The sequence below is a fragment of the Enemella evansiae genome, from assembly GCF_002250705.1.
GTDB classification, from domain to species: Bacteria; Actinomycetota; Actinomycetes; order Propionibacteriales; family Propionibacteriaceae; genus Enemella; species Enemella evansiae.
In genome coordinates this window covers 178,589-200,706 of sequence record NZ_NMVP01000034.1, presented here as the reverse complement: position 1 = coordinate 200,706, position 22,118 = coordinate 178,589, and the positions used below count along the sequence as shown (strand labels likewise).

At 70.8% G+C, this 22,118-nt stretch carries 18 protein-coding genes, 2 tRNA genes and 1 pseudogene; 5 read left to right on the top strand and 16 right to left on the bottom strand.

Going from position 1 to position 22,118, the window contains the following annotated elements:
• Nucleotides 1-88 precede the first annotated feature (88 nt).
• Nucleotides 89-164: transfer RNA gene (locus tag BI335_RS16385), tRNA-Lys, on the bottom strand.
• Between the two features lie 113 nt (nucleotides 165-277).
• Between BI335_RS16385 and BI335_RS16380 the strand changes: the two genes are divergently transcribed.
• From BI335_RS16380 to BI335_RS16365, 3 genes and pseudogenes are all read left to right on the top strand, one after another.
• On the top strand, nucleotides 278-1,189 hold the full coding sequence (locus tag BI335_RS16380; RefSeq protein WP_094406871.1) for a hypothetical protein: 912 nt from the start codon (nucleotides 278-280) through the stop codon (nucleotides 1,187-1,189).
• A gap of 111 nt (nucleotides 1,190-1,300) precedes the next feature.
• Entirely contained in the window at nucleotides 1,301-2,050 is a 750-nt protein-coding gene (locus tag BI335_RS22150; protein WP_229118132.1) for an MGMT family protein, read from the top strand.
• A gap of 50 nt (nucleotides 2,051-2,100) precedes the next feature.
• A pseudogene (locus tag BI335_RS16365) lies at nucleotides 2,101-3,537 on the top strand (amino acid permease).
• Between the two features lie 15 nt (nucleotides 3,538-3,552).
• Here BI335_RS16365 and BI335_RS16360 read toward each other — a convergent pair.
• From BI335_RS16360 to BI335_RS16335, 6 genes are all read right to left on the bottom strand, one after another.
• Nucleotides 3,553-4,284 (bottom strand): Type 1 glutamine amidotransferase-like domain-containing protein, encoded by a 732-nt coding sequence (locus tag BI335_RS16360; protein WP_094432218.1) that lies wholly within the window; start codon nucleotides 4,282-4,284, stop codon nucleotides 3,553-3,555.
• 45 nt (nucleotides 4,285-4,329) lie between these two features.
• Nucleotides 4,330-5,721 carry a M1 family metallopeptidase gene (locus BI335_RS16355; protein ID WP_229119650.1) on the bottom strand — a complete coding sequence of 464 codons (1,392 nt, stop codon included), beginning with the start codon at nucleotides 5,719-5,721 and terminating at the stop codon, nucleotides 4,330-4,332.
• Nucleotides 5,661-9,554 (bottom strand): Pls/PosA family non-ribosomal peptide synthetase, encoded by a 3,894-nt coding sequence (locus tag BI335_RS16350; RefSeq protein ID WP_229119649.1) that lies wholly within the window; start codon nucleotides 9,552-9,554, stop codon nucleotides 5,661-5,663. Before BI335_RS16350 ends, BI335_RS16355 begins: the two co-directional genes overlap by 61 nt.
• A 363-nt stretch (nucleotides 9,555-9,917) precedes the next feature.
• The gene (locus BI335_RS21590) at nucleotides 9,918-10,538 is read right to left on the bottom strand and encodes a 4'-phosphopantetheinyl transferase family protein (protein WP_094432211.1); all 621 of its coding nucleotides are present in this window, start codon (nucleotides 10,536-10,538) and stop codon (nucleotides 9,918-9,920) included.
• Nucleotides 10,535-11,263 (bottom strand): type 1 glutamine amidotransferase, encoded by a 729-nt coding sequence (locus BI335_RS16340; RefSeq protein WP_094355824.1) that lies wholly within the window; start codon nucleotides 11,261-11,263, stop codon nucleotides 10,535-10,537. The genes BI335_RS21590 and BI335_RS16340 overlap by 4 nt, the downstream gene beginning before the upstream one ends.
• On the bottom strand, nucleotides 11,260-12,351 hold the full coding sequence (locus BI335_RS16335; protein ID WP_229119663.1) for a Mur ligase family protein: 1,092 nt from the start codon (nucleotides 12,349-12,351) through the stop codon (nucleotides 11,260-11,262). Before BI335_RS16335 ends, BI335_RS16340 begins: the two co-directional genes overlap by 4 nt.
• 322 nt (nucleotides 12,352-12,673) lie before the next feature.
• Between BI335_RS16335 and BI335_RS16330 the strand changes: the two genes are divergently transcribed.
• Nucleotides 12,674-13,273: a TetR/AcrR family transcriptional regulator gene (locus BI335_RS16330; RefSeq protein ID WP_094432207.1), complete on the top strand. Its 600-nt coding sequence runs from the start codon at nucleotides 12,674-12,676 to the stop codon at nucleotides 13,271-13,273.
• A 1-nt stretch (nucleotide 13,274) separates the two neighbouring features.
• A complete protein-coding gene (locus BI335_RS16325) occupies nucleotides 13,275-14,828 on the top strand; it encodes an MFS transporter (protein WP_229119648.1) in 1,554 nt (517 codons plus the stop codon).
• A 25-nt stretch (nucleotides 14,829-14,853) separates the two neighbouring features.
• On the opposite strand, the gene BI335_RS16320 is transcribed toward BI335_RS16325, so the two are convergent.
• From BI335_RS16320 to BI335_RS16280, 9 genes are all read right to left on the bottom strand, one after another.
• Nucleotides 14,854-15,726 (bottom strand): SDR family NAD(P)-dependent oxidoreductase, encoded by an 873-nt coding sequence (locus BI335_RS16320; RefSeq protein WP_094432205.1) that lies wholly within the window; start codon nucleotides 15,724-15,726, stop codon nucleotides 14,854-14,856.
• An 80-nt stretch (nucleotides 15,727-15,806) separates the two neighbouring features.
• On the bottom strand, nucleotides 15,807-16,328 hold the full coding sequence (locus tag BI335_RS16315) for a helix-turn-helix domain-containing protein (protein ID WP_094432203.1): 522 nt from the start codon (nucleotides 16,326-16,328) through the stop codon (nucleotides 15,807-15,809).
• 124 nt (nucleotides 16,329-16,452) lie between these two features.
• Nucleotides 16,453-16,785 (bottom strand): hypothetical protein, encoded by a 333-nt coding sequence (locus BI335_RS16310; protein WP_094432201.1) that lies wholly within the window; start codon nucleotides 16,783-16,785, stop codon nucleotides 16,453-16,455.
• A gap of 54 nt (nucleotides 16,786-16,839) precedes the next feature.
• Nucleotides 16,840-17,805: an alpha/beta hydrolase gene (locus tag BI335_RS16305; RefSeq protein WP_094432198.1), complete on the bottom strand. Its 966-nt coding sequence runs from the start codon at nucleotides 17,803-17,805 to the stop codon at nucleotides 16,840-16,842.
• A 174-nt stretch (nucleotides 17,806-17,979) separates the two neighbouring features.
• Nucleotides 17,980-18,055 (bottom strand) — tRNA-His (locus tag BI335_RS16300).
• Between the two features lie 70 nt (nucleotides 18,056-18,125).
• Nucleotides 18,126-18,542, bottom strand: coding sequence for a holo-ACP synthase (locus BI335_RS16295; RefSeq protein ID WP_094432195.1), 417 nt, complete (start codon nucleotides 18,540-18,542; stop codon nucleotides 18,126-18,128).
• Nucleotides 18,535-20,910 (bottom strand): glycoside hydrolase family 2 protein, encoded by a 2,376-nt coding sequence (locus BI335_RS16290; RefSeq protein ID WP_144009135.1) that lies wholly within the window; start codon nucleotides 20,908-20,910, stop codon nucleotides 18,535-18,537. The genes BI335_RS16295 and BI335_RS16290 overlap by 8 nt, the downstream gene beginning before the upstream one ends.
• Entirely contained in the window at nucleotides 20,907-21,878 is a 972-nt protein-coding gene (locus BI335_RS16285; protein WP_094432190.1) for a DUF1839 family protein, read from the bottom strand. The genes BI335_RS16290 and BI335_RS16285 overlap by 4 nt, the downstream gene beginning before the upstream one ends.
• Nucleotides 21,878-22,117 (bottom strand): acyl carrier protein, encoded by a 240-nt coding sequence (locus BI335_RS16280; protein ID WP_208109328.1) that lies wholly within the window; start codon nucleotides 22,115-22,117, stop codon nucleotides 21,878-21,880. The genes BI335_RS16285 and BI335_RS16280 overlap by 1 nt, the downstream gene beginning before the upstream one ends.
• Nucleotide 22,118 lies beyond the last annotated feature (1 nt).

Genomic DNA, 22,118 nt, shown 5'->3' with positions numbered 1-22,118 from the left:
GCATGGTGTGCGATGCCCCAACCGAAGGATCATGCCCGAACGGATTGAAAACGACCGAGGCCCCGGGAGCTCCCGGGGCCTCGTCGATTGGTACACCGCCAGGGACTCGAACCCTGAACCCGCTGATTAAGAGTCAGCTGCTCTGCCAGTTGAGCTAGCGGTGCGCGCGAGGATTAACTGTACTGGGTCAACACCCCCGGCGCAAAACGAGATATTGCCTGTGGATAACCAGGGTTACGGGGCCACACGACCGGCCGGAACCCGCTTGGCTTGGGCCATGATCGAGACCACCGAGGACCTGTTGGCACGCGGTTGGACGTATGGCGAGATCCGCGACAAGGTCCGCGCCGGCACCCTCCACCGGCTCGCCAGGGGCCGCTACTCCGACACGAATCCGGCACTGCTCAGCGAGGATGAACGCCACCTCCAACTGCTGGCGGCCCTGCGCCCCGGACTCGCCGACGGGTCGGTGTTCAGCCACGCGACCGCCGGCGTGCTGCACGGGCTCTGGCTCCCATCGAGCGAGCTGACCCGCGTGCATGTGACCAGACCCGGAACGCACCGTTCCGTCGGCCGTCGGGTGCAGATCCACGCCTTCCCCGACGCCGGAGATCTGACCACGCTGCAGCAGCCCGATGGCGAACCTGTCGAGGTCACCGACCTGCTCACCACGACGCTGGCGCTGGTGACCACCTTGGCGATCCCGGCCGCCGTGGCTGTCGCGGACTCGGCACTGCGGGCCGGACTGGATCGCGACACCGCACTCGCGGAGGTCGCGCGTTGGAAGACCCGCCCGGGTCGCCGCCGCGCGCGGCTGGCCCTCGAATTCGCGGACCGACTGAGCGAGAGTGCCGGGGAGTCCCGGTCGCGGTGGTTGATGCATGAGCTGGGGTTGCCGGCCCCGGTGTTGCAACAGGAGTTCACCAACGACGACGGGGAATGGATCGGGCGTACCGACTTCTGGTGGCCCGAGCATGGTGTCATCGGCGAATTCGACGGCAAGGTCAAGTATGGCCGGTTGCTCAGGCCGGACCAACGGATCGAGGACGTGATCCAGGCCGAGCGGGAGCGCGAACGGGCCCTGCAGAACCTGGGCCACTGGGTGGTTCGCTGGGTCTGGCGTTCGCTCGAGGCGCCGGCCGAGTTCGCCAAGCCGCTCACCCGGGCCCTGGCCCGCGGCCGGCGCTGACTCGCGGTTCGGGCATGGACCTTCGGTTGGGGCATCGCACACCATGCCCCGACCGGACTCCGATGCCCCGACGGTCGGTCGGGTCCGCCCCGGTGTGGTTGGCTGACCGGCATGGGAAAGACGCCGGATCCCGAGCTGACGATCGAGCGGGTACTGACCGCGGTCGAGCTCATTCCGCCCGGCCGGGTGGTCAGCTACGGGGACCTGGCCGAGCTGGTCGGTACCTCGGCGCGGCGGGTCGGGCGGGTCATGGCGACCCATGGTGCCGGGGTGCCCTGGTGGCGGGTCACCAACGCCGCTGGGGCGTACCCGCCGGAGCTGCTGGAGAGGGCGTTCCCGCACTGGGCCGAGGAGGGCATCCTGCTCGCCCCCTCCGGTCGCGGCTGTCGGATCGCGACCTACCGCGCCGATCTGCCAGCCCTCGCCGAGGCGTACGCCGCAGCGGTCGCGGACCTGGACGGCGGCCCGGACACCGAGGACGTGCTGGTGGTGGACGCCGCCAATGTCATCGGCTCGGTGCCCGACGGCTGGTGGCGGGACCGCCCCGGTGCCGCGGCGCGGTTGCACGACGCCCTGGTCGCCGCCCCCGGCGACCACGACCGGGTGCTGCTGGTCCTCGAGGGCCGCGCCCGCAGCGGCGTACCGGAAACCGTGCAGGGCGCGGTGCAGACGGTGCACGCCCCAGGTTCCGGGGACGACGAGATCGTCCGCCGCTGCCGCGAGCTGGCCGAGGACCGGCACCGGGTCACCCTGGCCACCGCGGACCGCGGGCTGATCGCCCGGGTGGATCCCCTCGGCGTACGGATCACCGCACCGCGCCGGGTCCGCCAGGGGGTGCAGCTCAACCCGCCGAAAGATTGACCGCACAGGGTGCTGACAAACTCCGGTCAGCAGGAGTTCACTGTGTTGTCATGACCCTCCCCATTTTTCGGCGGCTGCCGATCGACCGGATCGATGACGACTCGGGTGACTCCGGCACCCAGCTCACCCGCAGCCTCGGCCTGTGGCAGCTCACCGCGATCGGCGTGGGCGGCATCATCGGCGCCGGCATCTTCTCCCTGGCCGGGAGCGTCGCCAGCGGCGCCGAGGGCGGCAAGGGCGTCGGCCCGGCAGTGGTCTTCTCCTTCCTGATCGCCGGTATCGCCAGCGCGGCGGCGGCCTTCTCCTACGCCGAGTTCGCCGGGATGATCCCGCGGGCCGGGTCGGCCTACACCTACGGCTATGCGGTGCTCGGTGAGGTGGTGGGCTGGTGCATCGGCTGGGACCTGCTGCTGGAATACATCGCGATCGTCGCCGTGGTCGGCATCGGCATCTCCGGCTACTTCGAGTTCCTGCTCACCCAGTTCGGGGTCGAGCTGCCGGCCTGGATGATGGGCGCCCCCGGTACCGGTGAGGGGCACCGGGTCGACCTGTTCGCGATGATCCTCTGTCTGCTGGTCGCCTTCGTGCTCACCCGCGGCATTCGCAACGCTGCCCGGTTCGAACTGGTCGTCGTCGGCATCAAGGTCGCCATCGTGGTGCTGGTGATCGTCGTCGGCGCCTCCTAGGTGGTCTCGGCCAACTACACCCCGTTCGCACCGCTCGGTTTCGGGGGCGCGATGACCGGTGCCGCCACCGTCTTCTTCGCCGTCTTCGGCTACGACGCGCTCAGCACCGCCGCCGAGGAATCCAAGGATGCCCAACGGCACATGCCCAAGGCGATCCTGCTGTCACTGGCGATCGCGATGGTCCTCTACGTCGGCGTCTGCCTGGTGCTGACCGGCATGGTCAACTACAAGGAGATCGACCCGAAGGCCGGCATCTCCTCGGCCTTCGCGGCCACCGGAATGGCCTCCCTCGGCTCGATCATCGCGGTCGGCGCCATCGTCGGCATCATCACCGTGATGCTCACCTTCATGCTCGGTGTCACCCGGGTCTGGTTCTCGATGGCCCGCGACGGTCTGCTGCCGAGCTGGTTCGCCAAGACCGACCCGAAGCGCAATGTGCCCACTCGGGTGACCTGGATCGCCGGTATCGCCTCGGCGATCATCGCCGGGGTGCTGCCGATCAGCGAGGCGGCGGAGCTGACCAATATCGGCATCCTGCTCGCGTTCGTGGTGGTCTGCATCGCGGTGATCGTGCTGCGCTACCGCCGCCCGGACATCCCCCGCCCGTTCAAGACCCCGCTGATGCCCTTCGTGCCGGCGCTCGGTGTGATCTTCAGCCTCTGGCTGGTCTCGTTCCTGGAACCGGTGACCTGGCTGCGGTTCCTGGGCTGGTTCGTGCTCGGCCTGATCGTCTACTTCGCCTACAGCCGGCGGCATTCCAAGCTGGCCCGCCGCGAGACCGGTGCCGACCAGCCACGGTGAGTCGAGGGGTACGCCTCAGAGCCGGCGGGTGTCCAGGGTCGTCTCGACGGCCCCATCGGTGCCACGCTCGACGAAATAGCCGTACGCCCCGTCCTTCTCGCTGACCGCTTCGGGGGCTGCACCCCCGGTGCCGCGGTAGAGCAGCCCGGCGCCGTCGTCGGTCGCGTATCCGGCCGGCAGGGTGCCCTCGGCGATCAACCGCTGGAACAGCGGCCGGCGCCGTTCCTCGCTGTCGTAGTGCACACCGTTGGCGAACGGCAGGAAGGCCAACCCGTTGTCGACCGGGCGCAGTTCGGGGCCGAAGGAATCGGTGGTACCGCCGACATGCCAGCAGATGGAGCCGGCCGACACCCCGGTGAGCACGACCCCGGATTCCCAGGCCTGCCGCAGCGGAGCCGCGAGTCCGTGCAGTTCCCACATCGCCAGCAGCCCGGCGACGCTGCCGCCCATCACCCAGATCACGTCGGCGGCCAGCAGCTGCTCGGCGGGGGAGGCGACATTCGGCATCGGGAAGAGCTGCAGGTGCGAGGGCTGGTACCCGGCGGCCTGCGCTGCTGCGTGGAGCCGCAGCAGCACCGACTCCGAATCGCCCAGAGCCGTTGCCAGGAAGCAGATCCGCGGCGCCCGGCCGGTGACGTCGGCGAGCTCCACGGCCAGTTCGGTGAGCGGGGAGAACTCCAGCGCGGTGTGCTCACCGGGGCGTACGCCTCCGGAGGTCGCCAGGATGGTCGGGGTCTCGGCTGTCATGGGCCGAGCCTATTCGAGCCTGATCGAGACGGGTCGAGGAGACGGTCAGTCGAGGGCGGGCAGCGGTGCGGAATCCAACCAGGCATGGAAGAACCCCGCGAGGGAACGGCCGCTGACCTGCTCAGCCAGGGCGATGAACTCCGCGGTGCCGGCGACCCCGTAGCGGTACCGCTGCAACCAGTCGCGCAGCAGGGTGAAGAACGCCCCGTCCCCGATCAGCCGACGCAGCGCGTGCAGGGTGAGCGCACCGCGCTTGTAGACGCGGTCGTCGAACATCCGGTCCGCGCCCGGGGCGCCGAGCAGCAGGTCCTGCGGTTGCCGGGCCAGCGAGCGCCGGTACCGGCGCGCCCACTCGTCGGCGCTCGGCCCGCCGGACTCCTGCGACCAAAGCCATTCCGAGTAGCAGGCGAACCCCTCGTGCAGCCAGATCTCGGCCAGACTGCGGGCGGTGACCGCATTGCCGAACCACTGATGGCTCAGCTCGTGGGCGATCAGCCGCTGGGACTGCCAGTCCCGGGTCGCCAGATTCGACCCGAAGGTGGACAATCCCTGCGACTCCAGCGGGATCTCCAGGGCGTCGGGGGTGACCACCACCGCATAATCGGCGGTGAACGGGTAGGGCCCGAAAAGCCTTTCGAAGAAGGCGATCATCGCACTCTGGTCGGCGAACGCCTCGGCCGCCTGCGGCCGCAGCAGCGGCGGGCAGACCAGGGTCGCCGGCACGCTGGCACCGGGAGCGGTCGGCAGCGGGTACGCCGCATAGCGCCCGATCGCGACCGTGGCCAGATAGGGCGCCATCGGTTCGCTCATCCGGTAGTGCCAGCTGACCAGACCGGCCCCGCGTCGGGTGCCGACCAGGGTGCCGTTGGCGAGCACGTGATAGTCGGTCGGGGCGCTGATCGCGATGTCGTAGCGCGCCTTGTCATCGGCGCGGTCGTTGCAGGGGAACCAGGTCGGCGAACCGTGCGGTTGGGAGGCGACGATCACCCCGTCGGCGAGCTCCTCCCAACCGGCCCGGCCATCGGGGCCGGGCATGGTCCGCGGCTCGCCGCGGTACTGCACGTCCAGCTCCAGCACCGTCCCCGCGGCGACCGGGGCGCCGAGGCGTACCACCAGCCGCGATGCGCTCTGCCGCCAACGCTCCACCCTCGCCCCGCGCAGCGCCAGCTTGGTGACCTTGAGCGCATGCAGGTCCAGGGTCAGCTGGCGGATCTCGGTCAGCGGGCGCAGGGTGATCCGGGCCCGCCCGGAGAGGTGGTTCGAGGCCGGTTTGTAGGTCAACGCCAGGTCGTAGTGGTCGACCCCGTAGCTCGGGTCCCCGTGATCGGGCAGGTAGGGGTCCGCGGTGGGTGCGGCTTGCTGCTGTGCGGACGGCATCAGCGGGATGGTTCCTTCCTCGATCGGTCCTTCGGTACGCCGGGCTGTGCGGTCAGCCATGGTCCCACAGGGTTGCCGATCCAGCGGGTCTGCTCCGGGATCGATTCCCCGCGCATCACCAGCGAGGCCGGTCCGACCGTGGCGTGGGCGCCGATCTCGGCGGCCGGCAGGATGACGCTGTTCGGGCCGAGGGTCGCACCGGCGCCGAGGGTGACGGTGTCCATGCTCAGCACCCGATCGTGGAACAGATGGGTCTGCACCACACATCCGGGGTCGATGGTCGCGCCGGCACCGATCCGGATCAGGTCCGGTTCGGGCAGCCAATAGGTCTCGCACCACACGCCACGCCCGATCCGCGCCCCCATCGCCCGCAGGAAGGCGGTCAGCACCGGGGTGCCGGAGGTGCCGCGGATCAGCCACGGCAGCGCCAGCACCTCGGTGAAGGTGTCGGCCAACTCGTTGCGCCAGACCATCGAGCTCCACAACGGATATTCGCTCGGGCGGATCCGGCCGACCAGCAGCCACTTCGCGGACACCGTCACCGTGCCGGCCAGCAACCCCGCCAGCACCAGCACCGGCGCACCCAGCAGCACCGCCAGCCACGGCGAGACCTGCCAGGCCGCCGCCAGGGCGAACACCACCGCCAGGTGCAGCGCGATGTTCACCCAGGCCGGCACGATCCGACACAGTTCCACCAGCGCCCGCAGCCGCTTCAACCGGGCCGGCGGGGCATAGGTCCGCGATTCGTCGGCGGCACCGGTCTCGCGGCGCAGCTTCTGCGGCGGGCTGCCCAGCCAGGAGGAACCCTTCTTGGCCTTGGTCCGCCGGGGAGCCGCCGACAGCACCGCGACCAACCCCTGCTTGGGCACCTTCCGGCCCGGAGCCGCCATCCCGGAATTTCCCACGAAGGCACGCTTTCCGATCTTCACCCGCTCCACCCGCAGCCAACCACCGCCGAGCTCGTAACCGCCGATCAGGGTGTCATCGGCCAGGAAGGAACCGTCGCCGACCTGCACCAGCGAGGGGATCATCAAGGTGGTGGAGGCCTCGACATCCTTGCCGATCCGGGCGCCGAGGGCGCGCAGCCAGGTCGGGGTCCAGGTGGAGGCGTACAACCCGAACAGCCAGCCGCGGGCCTCGTCGAGCAACCGGATGATTCCCCAGGCCTGCCAGGCCTGCCGGCCGAGCACCGGGTGCGGGCCGGGGTGCAAGCGGAGGCTGAGCAGGCGTACCACGCCGAGGATCAGCAGCATCAGCACCAGATAGCCGACGATGCTGGCCGGGATCAGCCAGGCGTACGCCCAGCCGGCCGCGGCACCGATGCTCCCGGCGCGGACCAGGCCGGGGGCGGCCACCGCGATCCCTGCCAGGATGGCGATTCCGGGCAGCAGGGCGATGGCGACCGAGGCGATGTTGTAGGCCGGTGCCCAGAGGTTGTTCTGCTTCGGTCGCTCCGACCAGGGACCGCGGGCGGCGCCGCTGCGGGTGGCCGGCGCACCGGACCAGGCCTCGTCGGCGGGTACCACGCCGAAGATCGCCGAACCGGGCGCCACCTCGGCCCCCGGTCCGACATCCGCACCGGGCAACAGGGTGCTGCGGGCCCCGATCCGGGCGCCCGGTCCGACCCGCATCTTTCCCACGTGCACGGTGTTTCCGTCGATCCAGTGCCCGCGCAGATCGACCTCGGACTCCACCGCGGCGCCGCGTCCGAGACGCAGATGCCCGGTGACCGGGGGCAGGCTGTGCAGGTCGACCTGGGCGCCGATCCGGCAACCCAGCCAGCGGGCGTAGGTGCGGATCCAGCCGGCATTGGCCAGGTTGGTGGCGCCGAGTTCGTCGGCGACCAGTTCGGCGGCCCAGATCCGCAGATGGGTACGCCCACCGCGCGGATAGGATCCCGGTCCGATGCCCGCGGTGAGAGCGCGCGCGGCCAGGGCCGCCAGCCCCATCCGGCCCCAGGGGCTGATCAGCAGCAGCCAGCCGATCAGCAGCACCCACCACGGCGGATTCGGCAACCAGGCAACGGATCCACCGGTGACCAGGCCGACGACCAGGGCGGCGATGCCGAGCCAGATCAGCAGGCGGAGGCCCGCGACGGCGCGGACCGCGATGGTCGCCGCCACCTGCACGAGCTGGGTGCGGCGGCCGATCGGGGTGACGTCCTCGTTGCGGATCCCGGGCCCGGTGTCGCTGTCGGCGAGCTGGGCCGCCAGGGCACCGAGGGTGGGGGTGGCATAGACGTCGGCGACGGTCACCTCCGGGTGCCGGGTGCGCAACCGGGAGACGAGCTGGGCGGCGGTCAGCGAGCCACCACCGAGATCGAAGAAGTCGTCGCTGACACTGTCCGGGCCGGTGCCGAGGATCGACTGCCAGAGTTCGGCGATCCACGCCTCGGTCTCGGTGAAGACCCCCTGGCCGGAGCCGGTGCTGGGCAGCGGCCACGGCAGTGCATCGCGATCGATCTTGCCGGAAGTCCTGGTGGGCAGGGAATCCACGACCGCGAGTCGGGGCACCATCGCGGCCGGCATCGCCTCTCGCAGGGCCGCGGTGGAGGCCTTCAGGTCGAAGCCGTCGGTGACCGTGACATAGCCGACCAGCAGTGAGTTGCCGGTGTCGCTCTTCCGGATCGCCGCGGCGGCACCCTCGACACCGGGCAGGGTCAACAGGGCGGAGTCGATCTCGCCGAGTTCGATCCGTCGACCGTTCAGTTTGATCTGGTCGTCGGCGCGGCCCAGGAACAGCAGACCCCGCGGATCCCGGCGTACCAGGTCACCGGAGCGATAGGCGCGATCCCAACCCAGGCTGGCCATCGGGGCGTACTTCTCCCGGTCCTTCACCGGGTCCAGATAGTGCGCCAACCCGACGCCGCCGATGATCAGCTCCCCGTCGCCGCCGTCGGGAACCGGATTGCCCTCCCCGTCGACGACGGCGAGATCCCAACCGTCCAATGGCAACCCGATCCGGACCGGCGGTTCACCGGTGAGCCGGGCCGCACAGGCCACCACGGTCGCCTCGGTGGGGCCGTAGGTGTTCCAGACCTCGCGATCGGCGGTCGCCAACCGGGCACCGATCTCCGGCGGACAGGCCTCACCACCGAGGATCAGCAGCCGGACCCGGTCCAGAGCTTCGGTGGGCCACATCTGCACCAGGGTGGGCACGGTGGAGACGATGGTGATCCGGTTCTTGGTCAGCCACGGCCCCAGATCGACCCCGGACTTCACCAGGGAGCGGGGTGCGGTGACCAGGCAGGCACCGTAGGCCCAGGCCAGCCACATCTCCTCGCACGACGCGTCGAAGGCGACCGAGAGCCCGGCCATCACCCGGTCCCCGGGGCCGATCGGCCTGTCCTGCAGGAAGAGCCGGCGCTCGGCGTCGACGAACGCCGCCGCGCAGCGATGCGGGACCGCGACGCCTTTGGGCTTGCCGGTGGACCCGGAGGTGAAGATCACCCAGGCATCCAGCTCGATGCCGATCTCGATCGGCCCGGTGACCGGCTCGGGGGAGTCTCCGGTGGGGGAGACGGTCAGGTCGCGGCCGATGATCGCGGTCACCTCGGCCTCGCCGAAGACCAACTGGGCGCGTTCGTCGGGGTCGTCGAAGTCGACGGGCACGTATGCCGCCCCGGCGAGCATGGCGCCGAGGATCGCGACGTAGAGATCGGTGGTGCCCGACGGCAGCCGGATGCCGACCCGGTCACCGGACCCGACACCGTTGGCGTGCAGCACGTCGGCCACGGTCCGGGCGGCCTCGAGGAATTCGGAGTAGGTGAGCACCTCGGCGCCGTTGTCGAGGGCGGGCTCGTCGGGATGGGTGTCGGCGGTACGGGTGATGATGTCGATCAACGTACGAGGTTCGGGCGCGCGGTCGGCGCGGAGCAATGGATCTGCGACCACGGCCTCATCCTCTCGCATTCCGCGGGGGATCGGGTCCCTGCTTGTCGAACAAGCGCTCCACGTTCATCGAGTAGGCCGCCATGCGGAGCGAAGCGGAGCAATGGCGGCCGTGTCGAGATGAACGGTCCTGGATCGGCGAATCAAACCGGCGCCCCGCCGTCCGCTCATGGCCGGTTGTTCCCCACTCTGCGGTTCAACTCTCACTCCGCGGACCGCAGGCAAGCCGCGAAGTGGAAGTTGTGCCGCGGAGTCGGAGTGAGCCGCGGCCCGGTTTCGTCTCGCTGGCGTACCGCGCGTCTCGACACGGTCGCTGCGCGACCTACTCGAGGAGCGTGGGGAAGGGGCCTCACCTTCCTCGCTCGCTCAGCCAGCGTTGGGGAACAGTTCGGCGCGGGTCTGCGCGGGGGAGTGCAACCGGATCTCGACCCCGGCGGCGGCCGCGGCGACGGCGGCCGGTACCGGCAGGTCCAGATCGCATCCGGCGTACGCCTGTCCGTCGAGTTCGGCGGTCCAGCCGCGGGCACCGGTATCGATCCGGATCCCGGTCAGCGGCCGCAGCAGTCCTGTCCCGGTGAGCTTGGCGACCGCCTCCTTGCGGACCCAGCTGCGGGCCAGGTCGGGGGTGTCCTCACCGGGGGCGAGCAGCTGCGATGCCACGGCCGCGTCCACCGGCGCGGCCTCGACATCGACCCCGACCGGTACCCCGGCCGCGGCCAGCAGCACCCAATCCCCGGAATGGCTCAGCGACACCTGGGCGCCGTCGATCTCGGGGCGCCCATGATCCTGCCCGTCGCACCCGGGGCAGTGCCGCCGGACCTCAGCCGTGCCGAGCGACCGGGCGTACGCCCGCAGCAGTGCTGCGCCGGTGATGCTGCGGGCCCGATCCGCGGCCTGCCGGAACCGCTCCGCCCGCGCCAGTTCCGCCGCGGAGAGCAACCGCGCCAGACCCGGGTCGGGATGCGCCGCCCAGACCTCGACGATCACCCGCGGACGGCGGCCAGCCGGTGCCGGCGCAGCTCCTGATGCTCGGCGGAGGTGAGCGGATCGAGTTCGTGGCCGACCGCGAGTTCCAGCAGCCAGTCGGCCAGTGCCGGATTGCGCGGCAGGATCGGGCCGTGCGGGTAGGTGCCGATCACGGTGCCCTGGACCGCGCCCTCGGTGCCGTCGTCGGCGTTGCCGATGCCGATCTCGCGGCGGGCCAGCGGGGTCGCGTCCGGGCCCAGCCGGGTGTAGCCACCATGGTTCTCGAAACCGGTCAGCCAGGCGTCGTCACCGGTCGGTGCACCCGGTGCGGTCCAGCGGTGCAGCACCTCGCCGACCGCCCGCTTGGCGCCGCGGGTGGTGGTCACATCGAGCAGCCCGAGGCCCTGGCGCGGCTCGTCGTCGGCGCCGACCCCGAAGCTGTGGCCCATGATCTGGTAACCGGCGCAGACCGCGAAGACCACCGAGCCGCGATCCACCGCGCGGTGCAGCCCACCGTCGGCCTGCAGGGCCCGGACCGCGGAGGTCTGGGCACCGTCCTCACCACCGCCGAGCAGGAAGATGTCACCGGTCTCCGGCAGCGGGTCACCGGGCTCGACCGAGGTCAGCTTCGCGTCGATACCGCGCCACTGGGCGCGCTTCAGCAGCACCTTCGCATTGCCCTGGTCGCCATAGATGCCGAGCAGAGACTGATAGACGTTGACGATCTCCAGCGGGCCCTCGGTCATGCCAGGCCTCCCATCTTGCGCAGCTTCTGGAACGGGGTATAGGTCGCGATCACATCGACCGGTGCGGGATGCCCGGCCAGTGCCTTGCCCAGGTCGGGTTCGACGCGGTGCTCGACCTCGGCGTACTTCAACCGGATGGCGAGGTCGTAGGCCCGGGGTCCGGAGGCGATCACGGTCTTCCCCGCGAGCTGCTCGAAGTCGACGTCCCACAGCCAGGAGACGTCCTTGCCGTCGGCGGCCACCGAGTCGATCGCCAGCACCACGGTGTCGGTGGCCATGATCGGCAGCGCCTCGGCCCAGCCGGCCGGGTTCTTCGCCAGCAGCAGTCGGGCGGTGGTACCGGAGATGGTGGTGGTCGCGAACCGGCCGGCGGGGGAGGTGACCTGCCGCATGCCGGCGAGCGCGGTCTCGACCGGTACGCCCATGACGGCGGCCGCGGCGAGTGCGCAGGCGGCGTTCGAGACGTTGAAGGCACCCGGCACCTGCAGTCGGGGATCGTGGCTGACCCCGTCGGGGTCGACGATCCGGCCGTCGACGACCCGCCAGCTCGCCACCGGCTGCGCCAGTTCGCACCCGGTGCACCGCCACCGCTCGGCCCCGCTCTGGTCGGTCTCGGTGACGATCGTGCTGCCGCAGACCGGGCAGAGCACCGAGTCGGCGTGCCAGACGTTCTGGGTGTCCACCCAGACGACCTCCTTGGCGCCGCGGGCCGCCCAGACGATCAGCGGCTCGGTGGCATTGGCGACCACCACCGGGCCGTCGGCGCCGGCGGCCTCCAGGGAACGCAGCCAGGCGGTGCCGAGTGACTTGATCTCGTGGTGCCGGTCGAGCTGGTCGCGGCTGAAGTTGAGCAGCACCAGCACCTCGGGGTGGCCGAGCCGGATCACGTCGGCGACCACCCGCTCATCGGTCTCCAGCACCGCCAGGTCGGCGCGCGGGGCGCGGCTCAGCGCGGAGGCGATGCCGTAGTGCAGGTTGGCGCCGTCGGCATTGGTGACCAGCCGATCGGCGCGCGGGCCGAGCCCCTGGCGTACCGCCGCCGCCAGCAGATGCGTCGTGGTGGTCTTGCCGTTGGTTCCCGAGACCATTGCGATCCGCCGGCCGGGCAGGAGCTTGGCCAGCGCCAGCGGGTCGACCCGGGTCAGGATCTGCCCGCGGATCGAGGCGCCGGAGCCGCGGCCGGCCAGCCGGGACGCCAGGGCGGCGGCCTCCCCGGCGAGGATGCCGGCGAACAGGCGGGCCTGCTGGACCGGGGTGCGACGAGGTGCCGGATCGGCGGGACGGGTCAGGTCGGAAACGGCCATGGGGCCCATTGTTCCCTACCGGACGGAATGCGGCCGAACTCCGGTTTGTGTCGGATCGAGTCATGCGGTACAAATGTACGAGACATATGTACCGGAAGGATCGAGCATGGCCCAGCAGCAGACCGCGAACCTCGGCCGCCGCGACCCCGAGGGGCGCCGCCGGGCGATCGTGGCGGCCGCCACCGAACTGATCCTCGAGCAGGGGAGCGGCAACCTCACCCACCGTGCGGTCGCCACCCGCTCCGGGGTGTCGCTGGGGTCGACGACCCGCTACTTCCCGTCGATCGACGAGCTGCGCGCGGCCGCGCTGCGATCGCTGGCGGACGGGATCGACGAGTCGATCGATGAACTCCAGGCCACCCTCGAACCGCTGTCCGCGATGCCCGAGCGATGGGCGAGACTGGGCGCGGAGTTCCTGAACGAGCGGAGCTGGGTGCATGCGAACGTCGCCCTGATCGCCGCCGGCGCCACCGATGACCGATTGCGCGAACTGGCGGTCAGCTGGAGCGACCGGGTGGTCGCCCTGCTCACCCCGGTCGTCGGCCGCACCCGGGCGGTGGCGATCGACAACTACTTCGACGGCGTCACCATGCACGCCGCGGTCAACGCGACCCCGATCTCCGAAACCGAACTGGCACAGGTGATCCGCGCCCTGATGAGCATGCCGGTCGCCGACGACGACAACGAAACCCGCAAGGAGAACTGACGTGTCCGCCCCCACCGATCTCACCGCGCCGAGCCCGGCCTCGCAGCTGTCCCGCGGGCGGCGCTGGGCCGCCGTGGCGGTGCTCAGTGCCAGCCTGCTGGTGGTGATGATGGACATGACCATCCTCAACCTGGCGCTGCCGGAGATGGCCGCCCAGCTGCAGCCGAGCTCCACCCAGCAGCTCTGGATGGTCGATGTCTATTCGCTCGTGCTGGCCGGTCTGCTGGTCTCCTGGGCGGCCATCGGCGACCGCTGGGGCCGCAAGCGGATGCTGCTGCTCGGCTATTCGATCTTCGGCCTCGCCTCGGTGCTGGTGCTCTGGGCGAACACCGCCGGGCAGGTGATCGCGATCCGCGCCTTCCTCGGCATCGGCGGTGCGATGATCATGCCGACCACCCTGTCGCTGATCCGGGTGATGTTCACCGATCCCCGGGAGCGGGCCACCGCGCTCAGCATCTGGGCGGGCGTCTCCGGGATCGGCGGCGCCGTCGGTCCGCTGATCGGCGGATTCCTGCTGCAGCACTTCTCCTGGCATTCGGCATTCCTGGTCAACGTGCCGCTGATGGTGGTCGGCGTGGTCGCCGGCATCTTCATCCTGCCCGAATCCCGCGTCGCCAGGCCCGGTCCCTGGGACGCGGTGGCGGCCGGGCTCTCGCTGGTCGGCATGATCGCCCTGGTCTGGGCGATCAAGCAGTTCGGCAAGAACGCCTCCTTCGGCGTACCGGAGGCCTGGGCGGCACTGCTCGTCGCGGCGGCCGCACTCAGCTGGTTCGCCGTCCGGTGCCTGCGCAGCCCGTACCCGCTGCTGGATCTGCGGCTGTTCCGCAGCCGGCCGTTCTCGGCGGGGATCATCGCCGCCTTCGGCACCATGTTCGCGATGATGGCCAGCTTCCTGCTGCTCGCCCAGTGGCTGCAGCTGGTCGACGGTGCGACCCCGTTGCAGGCGGGGGTACGCCTGATTCCCGCGGCGCTGGCGAGCGCCGTCGCCTCCCTGCTCGCACCGCCGCTGGCCCGACTGATCGGTGCCCGGGCGGTGCTCGCCGGCGGGCTGGCCCTGGCCGGCGGGGGACTGGTCTTCATGGGGATCCGGGCGGTCGAGCTGACCCTGCCGGTCGCGCTGGTCGCGCTCACCCTGGTCGGGATGGGTGCCGGTGCGCTGGCCATCGGCTCGGCGATGATCATGTCCGGTTCACCCGAGGAGCGCGCCGGCAATGCCGGGGCCCTGGAGGAGACGTCCTATGAGTTGGGCGGCACCCTCGGGGTCGCGGTCCTCGGTTCGATCTCCGCGCTGGTCTACCGGTCCTACTTCTCCGGCAGTGGCGCGGCCGCCGGCCTGGATCCCGCAATCGCCGCCCAGGCAGAGGAATCCCTCGGTGGGGCGATCGCGAAGGCCGGTGAACTCGGCCTGCCTGAGCTGGCCCGGGGAGCGGCCACGGCGTTCAACCATTCGCTGCAGGCGACCGGGATCGCCGGTGGTTCGCTGATGATCGCGGTGGCGGTGCTGGTGTTCTTCCTGACCCCGCGGGGTACGCAGGTGACCCACACCGCGCACTGAGCGGACCGGCCCCGCGGGCCGTGGCTCAGCTGATCGAGAACTTCCCGCTCAGCAGGGCCTGCGGCACCGGGTCCGGGCCGTTCGGATCGTCGAAGTCGGTGAAGGTCTGCTCGATCTCCTGCTGCACCCGACGGACCATCGGCGCCCAGTCGCCGTGGGTGATGATCAGGAACTGATCGCGCTGCATCGCCGCGACGACCTGTTCCCCGACCCGGTCCGGATCCGCGCCGTGGGCGAGCATCGCGGCATTGTTCTCGGCGGTCGCGGCGTCGGCCTCGCGGCCGAGCAGCTTGGCCTGCAGTTCCTGGTCGGTGGCCGTCAAGCGGGTGGCCACGGTACCCGGGCAGAGCACCGAGACACCGATCTCGCTGCTGCGCAGCTCCTCGCGCAGCACCATCGAGAAGCCGACGCTGCCGAACTTCGAGGCGGTGTAGGCGCCGACATTCGCCATCGGTACCAGGCCGGCCATCGACGCGGTGTTCAGGATGTACGCCCGGCCGCCCCGCTCCTTGAACCGGGGCAGGAAGGTGGACACGCCGATGAACTGGGCGTCGAGGTTGATCCGCTGCACCCAACGCCACAGCTCCAGCGGTGTCTGGTCGATGGGTCCGCTGCCGCTGACACCGGCGTTGTTGACCAGGATCGAGACCGGGCCGAGGGTTCGCTCGGCGTCGGCCGCGGCGCTCCGCCACCGGTCGGGGTCGCTGACATCGAGTTCGACGGTGGTGACGGTGCCCCCGGCCTCGGTGAGGTCGGCGGCGACGCCGGCGAGCCGGTCCCCGTCGATGTCGGCCAGCGCCACTCGGGCACCTGCCTCGACCAGGGCCCGGCTGATGCCCAGGCCGATGCCGGAGGCGGCTCCGGTGACGAATGCGGTGTGCTCTGCGGGCCAGTTCATGGCGTGCTCCGATCTCCGTCTGGTGACGGCGTGACTGAATGGATCTGTTGCAGGGTTGAAGAAGGGTGCGGCTGAGTCGTTCAGGGTGTGGCGTCGGTGCCCAACCGGGACAACATCTCCGCCGCGATGTAGCGCATCCGGCCGCTGGTGCTGCGCGGGTCGTAACCGAGCTCCCGGGTCAGGCTGTCGTGCCTGGCCTGCAGGGTCGAGTGGTGCATCGCAAGCTGTGCCGCCGCCGCTCGGATGCTGTCCGATTCCACCAATGTCCGCAGGATTTCCGCGGTTCGGTCATCCAGAGCGTCCAGGGTCTGGACGTCGGGATGCGGGTCCTCCGGCGCGTACGCCCGCGCCAGGATCAGCATCGCGCCCAGGTCGGTCGCATCGAGCACCGGGGTGACCGGGGTCGTCAGTCGGTGCGCGATCACCGCCGCATCCCACGACTGCGGGGCATGATCCGCGCGGACCCAGATCCCGATACCGGCCGGTCCGGCATCCGGGAGCCGGTCGGTGAGCTGCAGGCTGGCATGCCGCATCCCGTAACGGCTGGGCACCTCACCGGTGAGCCGGCCGGGCTGCCGGGTGCCCGCGTCGGTGGCGATCAACCGGATCCGGGTGCCCGGCTCGATCCCGGCGCCGGCCAGCCTGCTGGCCCGTTCGGCCGGCGGCAGTTCGGTGTCCAGGATCTGCTCGATGACCCCGGTGGGTGTCCGCCGGGCCTCGAGCAGTTCAGACGGCCAGGGCCAACCGTTCGACGATCATCTCGTCGTTGGCGCGCAGGGAATCCGGGCGTTCCAGCCAGACGCTGCCGCCGCCCACCGGGCGTACCGGACGCCTGGTCCGGGTGCCGTCATCGCCGGCCCGTCGGCCGTTGGGATCGAAGCGCACGGTGCGTCCGCGACGCTCCGCCCCGGCGGGGACTCCCGCGAGCACGGCGGCCCCGCGCAGCAACCCCTCGAGCCCCACGCCGCTGGCGACCAGCGCGTCGAAGTAGGTGATCACCTTGAGGGTCTCGCTCGCCCCGGGATCGAGGGCTGTCAGCCTGCCAACGAAATCTCTCATCTGCGCTCCGTCGCGTACGCCGGCAGTCTAGTCCCGCAGTCCCGGTGCTCGGGTTCAGCCGGCCAACAACCGGGCCACCCAGGCGTTGCGGGCTTCGATGGCCGCCTGCGAGACGCCGACGTGGGGAGCGAGCATGTCGAAGCCGTGGAAGCCACCGGGCCAGACGTGCAGTTCGGCCTGGCTGCCGGCCGCCCACAGCGCGCTGGCGTAGGCCACGTCCTCGTCGCGGAAGACCTCGGCGGAGCCGACGTCGATGAACGCCGGGGGCAGATTCGACAGCTCGGTGGCCCGGGCCGGGGCGGCATAGATCGACACGTCGTCGGTGCCGCGGCGCTCACCGAGCAGCGCGGTCCAGCCGACCAGGTTGGCGTTCCGGTCCCAGACGCCGATGCCGTCGATCTGCTGTGTGGACAGGGATTCATTGCGATCGTCCAGCATCGGGCAGAGCAGCGCCTGGCCGATCAGCTTCGGTCCCTGCCGGTCCCGGGCCAGCAGTGCCGTCCCGGCGGCCAGACCACCGCCGGCGCTCGCCCCGGCGATCATGATCCGGTCCGGATCGATGCCCAGTTCGGCGGCGTGCTCGGCGGTCCAGACCAGCCCGGCATAGCAGTCCTCGACCGGATAGGGATCGGGGAACTCCGGAGCCAGCCGGTATTCGACGCTGACCGCCACGGCATCGTGGGCGGAGATCCACTGGGCCAGTTGCGGGGCGCTGACGAACCGGTTGCCGGCGATCATCCCGCCGCCATGGGTGTGATAGATCCCCGGCCCCTGGCCCTGATGGTCGGGCCGGGAGAGCACGGTGACCATGATCTCGTCACCCTGGTAGCCCGGGATCGTCAGATCGCGCCGAGCCAGCCCGGAGTCGGTGATGAACTGCTCGTTCTCGTCGACGGCGACGGTGGTCCGCAGGTGGGGGATCTGCTCGACGCTGGTGAGCACGGGCAGCTGTTCGGCGAGCACCGCGAGCACCGCCTCCAGTTCCGGATCGAACGGCGGGCGGGGAATCGTCGTGGTCATGGGGATCTCCGATCGTTGCGGGCGTCGTTGCCGTGCAGCAATGCTCACCCGGTGCGTGCGGCCGCGACAACCGCCGAATGTGGCGGATTCCGGGTGCTCCACCCGCCGTCCGCGCGGGTCGCTCCAGCGGGAACGGCGAAGCCCCGGCAGCCATTGCCGGGGCTTCGTATCCCTTGGGGTGAGTAACGGGACTTGAACCCGCGGCCCCCTGGACCACAACCAGGTGCTCTACCAGCTGAGCTATACCCACCATGTGCCCGTCTCCGGGCGAGGTAGAGAATGCTACCCGCAAATGCGGATGAGTGCGAACTCGTTTCGGCTCACCCGGCCGCGAGCCGACCCGCCGCGGGCGCGGGCCCGAGCATCACCACCGCGGCCGCGTGACAGTCGGTATGGGTGAGGCTGACCGCGACCACCACCAGCCCGGCCCGGTGCAGCCGCATCGCCAGGATGCCGTGCACCGCCAGCCCGGGCACCCCGTCGGTCAGCACCACCTCGACATCGCGTGGGGGAGTGGCGCCACCGGGCTCGCCGAGCGCCTTCACCAGGGCTTCCTTGGCGGCGAACCGGGCGGCCAGCCGGCGCGGGTCACCGTGGCTGTCGGCGCGTTCGCGTTCGGTGTAGATCCGACGCTGGTACGCCTCCGGGTGCGCGGCCAGCGCCTCGGTGACCTCGGCGATCTCGACCACATCGATCCCGACCCGGGTCGCACCCGCGGGCACCGCTGGCTCACTCATCGACACCTCCGGGACCGAGGGTGATCGGGACCGGCCCGGCCAGATCCACCGAGCGCACCCAACCCTCCCTGTCAGTCGACCCGACCCGGCGGACCGGCACCCGATATGCGAGACCACCGGGCAGCTCGAACCAGTCGTCGGCGACCTCGTGACCCGGCAGCCGCACCGCGACCGCCCGCAGCGCCCGCGCACTGGTGATGGTCAACGTCTCCGCCTCGGGATCCAGCACCGCCTGCACGGTGTCGACCGGTTGCGGCGCGGCGGCCGGTGCGATCACCAGCGCATCCCGGGCCAGGCAGCGGCCGGTGTCGTCGAGCAACCGCACCTCGACCGCGTCGGCGACCGGGGACCCGAAGCGATAGGCGTAGCCCAGATCGCTGAAGTGGCCGCTGATCTCGTCGTCATGGACACGCACCGCACCGTGCGCCGGCAACCGGACCGGCAGGGTGCCGCTGACGGTGACATTGCCGAAGGCGTCGCTCGCCCGCAGTTCGATCACCGCGGTCAATTCGGCCGGGGTGTCGTTGTAGGCATCCACCCGGATCCCGGCCAGGCCGGCATCGCCGGCCAGGATCGTCACCGGCGCCCAGCACCGCCGCAGGGCGGAGAGCACCGCCTTGGGCCGGCCGTGATGATCCAGCACCCCCCAACCGGATCCGTCGCGCAGGTCGAACGCCGAGAGCACCAGGGCCCCGGCACACGGATCGTCGACCCGCCGCCAGTGGCGGAAACACTGTTCCATCGCCACCACGGTCGCCGCCCGGCCCAAGTCCAGATAGCGCGCCGGATCGCGGCGCCGTTCGACCTGCGGGTCGGTGCCGAAGACCTCGGCCAGGTAGTGATCGCGCACCTGCTCGAAGTCCCAGTCCGCCCCCCGATCGGCCGGAATCCCTGCCAGCCAAGGCTCGTCCCGATCGCGGACCGCCGCCAACCCGGCGCTGATCTCCTCGGGCGGGTTGGCGAAGGCCAGGCATTCGGTGGCGAAACGGACGCCGGCCGCATCGACCGCGGTCAACGGTTGGCGATAGCCACCGACCCCGAACCAGTGCGCCACCCCGTCATCGGGACGCAGCGCCGATCCGCTCGACCCGCCGGTGGGGCTGGCGGCGACATGGCAGAACTGGGCGCCCACCGGTGCGCACCATTCGTCGAGTGCGGCCGGTAGCCGGTCGGTGAGCAACGGTTGCTGCCGGCGTTCCCGCGGCAACCCCATCAACTCGGGTTGCTGTTCGGTCTCACTGCCGCCGCAGATCACTGCCAGGGCGGGATTTCCGGCGTACGCGCCGAGCAGGTGCCGCAACTCCTCGACGACCACCGCGTCGAGTTCGGTGGGCAGGTCGAAGGTCGCCAGCATGCAGTCGTGCCAGACCAGTACGCCGCGTTCGGCGCATCGCTGCATCAGCTCCGCGGAGGCGGGCACGGTGCCCCCGGCGAAACGGACCATGGTGGCCCCGGCATCGGCCAGCGTGTCGATCACCGCGGCACCGCCCGGGGCCGGGCCGGTGAGCACCGCACCGCGGCAGAACACCGGGATTCCGTTCACCGAAAGGGAGAACCCGCCCGCCGAGCGGTCGACCTCGATGCTCCGGAAGCCGATGCTGCGGCGCACCAGCTCCTCCTCGCCCCGGGTGATCGTCAGCGTGTAACAGGCAGGTTCGCCATATCCCGCCGGCCACCACAGATGCGGCCGATCGATCTCGATGCAACCCTCCAGCCGCTCACCCGCGGTCACCGTCTGCTGCCAGGTCCCGTCGGGTCCGGAGACCGTGATGGTGTGCTCGCCCGGCCGGAGTGTGGTCGCCTGCACGGTCACCACCCCGACCGAACCACGGAGCCGCGTGCCGACGCGCACGTCACCCAGCGCCGCGGGTGTCCCGAACCGCATCCCCCGGGCTCCCACGGCCGGTGCCGGTGCGGGATAGGCTGCTACCCGCCCGACCAGGCTGACCCGGGCCCACCGCAGACCCTGCGTACCGGTCAGTGCCGACCGCCACCGCCCCCGCGGCCGGCGGGTGCCGAGCCATCCAGCCAGCGAGCGGCAGACGATCGCCACCTCACAGTCGGCTCCGGGGAGCTCCACCTGCAGCGGGAGGAAATCCGACACCGACCGGGCGACCGACCGGCCGTCGACGAAAACCTCGGCAGGGAAGGAGATCTGCTCGATCGTCAGCGAATCGGCCGAGGTCCGGGTGCGCCACCAGTACTCCGCCTGCTCGGTCGCATCACCCTCCGGCGGCAGCAGCGAACCGGGGCAGCCGACCTCGGTGGCCGATGACCAGTCGACCTCGGCCGGGGTGGCCACCGGTTCGTCGGTGACCACCGCCTGCCAACCCGATGCCCCCTCACCACCTGCCCCGACCGCGGTCACCCGAGGGCCCAGGCGTCGCGCAACTGGGCCAGCGCGGTCCGCCAGAGCCGGTCCATCGCCAGCAGCGGTTCATCGATGGAGACCGAGCGGCCACGAGCCGCCCTCGCCACCGAGAACTGCAGGCTCTTCGCCTGCTGCGCCAGCTCGCGCAGCAGCTCCGGTGCCGGCACCGGGGCCAGCTGACCACTCGCGATCAGGGTGTCGGCCACGTCCGCCGCCAACTCGGCCCCCGCGCCGCACTGGCGCAGGGTGACGAAGGACCAGCGGTGGAAGTGGTCCATCCCACGGTCGGCCAGCCGGGGCAGCTCGCGGCGGATCCCCGCACCCAGTGCGGCCACCGCATCGGGTTGCGCGACCGCGAGTTGCCGGGCAGCCAGCTCCGCGAGCGCCCGCTGCCGATCCGCCGCCTCCGGTACCGGATCGCGGCGCCGGATGAACTCCATGTAGGGCGGCAGGGCGAATGCGTCCGGGCCGAAGATCCCCTCGAAGTCCTCCCCGTCCAGTCGGTGCAGCCCCGCGTTGTGCAGGTAGGAGAGCTCCCGCCGCTCGGCGTCCACATCGACCGGGACGATGGTGGTCTTCACATGGGCGGTGCGATAGTCGGTCGCCGCGGTATCGGGCAGCCACCAACTGTCCACCTCGATGGTGAGCAGCTCGCCGGAATCGAGCGCGATCTGCACATGCTCGAGCACACTCCGCCAGACGGTCAGCTCCGCCACTTCCAGGCCATAGAGGGTGCGGAGCTCCTCGGCGGAGGGCTTGAGGAAGGTCCACTGATCGCCGTCGAAACCCGCCGACCAACTCGGCACCAGTGCCGGCACCGGGTCGTGACCGAGCGCGTGCAGCACCTCGATCCACAGATCGGTGTAGCAGTTGGTCTCGGTCCAGATCCGGTCCGGCTCGTGCAGCCGACTGGGCCGATGATCGGCGGGATCCGCGGCGACCGTCAGGGTCGCTGCGGCCGGCATCAGACGCGGACCAGGCTCCCCAGCACCGTCGAGATGGAGTCGATGCTGGAGAAGGTGGACTTGGTCAGGTCCTCATCGCGGAACTCGACGTCGAACTCGTCCTCGAGGGCCAACATGACGTTGACCGAGGCGTGCGAGGTCAACCCCGCCTGATAGAGATCCGCCGCCGTGCCGATGCTGGACGCGTCGGCCGCCAACCGGCCGTGCGCGGCTAGTACTTCTCGAATTGTCGTTTCCATG